This is a genomic window from Bacillus sp. LR--39 (assembly GCF_053613335.1).
Genome location: NZ_JBSIOT010001438.1, coordinates 1 through 548, shown reverse-complemented (window position 1 = coordinate 548; position 548 = coordinate 1). Strand labels below are relative to the sequence as shown.

Genomic DNA, 548 nt, shown 5'->3' with positions numbered 1-548 from the left:
GGCAAAAAGCCGAAAGGAGAAGGGACGGTTACACCGCTGCAGGCTTTGACATCGGCTCTCAGCTCAACAGTCGGCGCCGCCAATATCGTCGGTGTGCCTGCGGCCATCATGTTCGGCGGTCCGGGAGCCGTTTTTTGGATGTGGCTGGTCGCGCTGTTTGCCATGGCGATCAAGTTTTCGGAAAGCGTCCTCGCCGTTCACTACAGAGAAAAAAATGAAGAGGGCGAATATGTCGGTGGACCGATGTATTACATTACAAAAGGGCTCTCCATGAAATGGCTCGGCGTCTTTTTTTCAGTAGCGCTGATGATCGAACTTGTACCGAGCATCATGGTGCAGGGAAATTCGGTTTCCGCATCGCTGGCTGAGACGTTCTCGTTCAATCGTTTATACACCGGAATCGGGATTGCTTTTTTGATCGGTTTAGTGGTGATCGGAGGGATTAAACGGATTGGAAAAGTGACGGAGCTCGCAGTTCCGCTTATGGCAGGGGCGTACATCGGGGCCGGTTTCCTGATTGTCGTCACAAACCTTTCCTCTGTACCCGC

1 protein-coding gene is annotated in these 548 nt (G+C 52.7%); it reads left to right on the top strand.

All coding sequences use genetic code 11. The features are described from left to right. A partial coding sequence (locus ACWHAR_RS30995) for an alanine:cation symporter family protein (RefSeq protein ID WP_452088922.1) occupies positions 1 to 548 on the top strand: 548 nt, incomplete at both ends.